This window comes from Vibrio gelatinilyticus (assembly GCF_022836845.1).
In the GTDB taxonomy this organism is placed as follows: domain Bacteria; phylum Pseudomonadota; class Gammaproteobacteria; order Enterobacterales; family Vibrionaceae; genus Vibrio; species Vibrio gelatinilyticus.
Genome location: NZ_JAJNNZ010000051.1, coordinates 1 through 570, shown reverse-complemented (window position 1 = coordinate 570; position 570 = coordinate 1). Strand labels below are relative to the sequence as shown.

The following is a 570-nucleotide window of genomic DNA, read 5'->3' as shown; positions in this document are numbered from 1 at the left end:
GGCGTTATGTTTTCGGAGGACAATTGGCAGTATGAGCATTGAGCTAAGAAAAATTGATCATGATAACTTTTACGAGATCTGCCAGTTGCAAGTTGCTCAAGATCAGGTAAATCAAGTTGATAGCAATGCTATTTCATTGGCTGAAGCGAACTTTATGGATTTTCCTTGGTTTCGGGGTATCTACGCGGAAAATAAGCCAGTAGGCTTCATCTTGGTAAATGCAGACACTTACGCAGGTAAATTTACCCTTTGGCGATTCATGCTAGATCAGACCAAACAATCAAAAGGTTATGGTCGTAAAGCAATCGTGTTGTTGAGTTCAGAGTTACTTCATGAGTTTGGAGCATCGGCGATTTATACAAGTGTTGTAGACGGTACTGATAGTCCAAAGGGTTTCTATCTAAATTGTGGTTTTGTACCTACTGGAAACTTAGTCGCAGGTCGTGAAATAGAATTATGTACAACTCTTGAGCCCCAAACATAACAAACTGCTCAAGCCGACCTCAAACGCGTGGCATTTTTGCTTCGCAAAGTATATGCCACGGTTTTCGGCAGCTTAGCAGGGCGTTA

Annotated in this window: 1 protein-coding gene; it reads left to right on the top strand. The window is 41.8% G+C overall.

Annotated elements, in window-relative coordinates; genetic code table 11:
• The coding region (locus LNL84_RS19635) for a GNAT family N-acetyltransferase (RefSeq protein WP_244359558.1) at positions 1 to 484 on the top strand (484 nt) is incomplete at its 5' end.
• Positions 485 to 570: the final 86 nt, after the last annotated feature.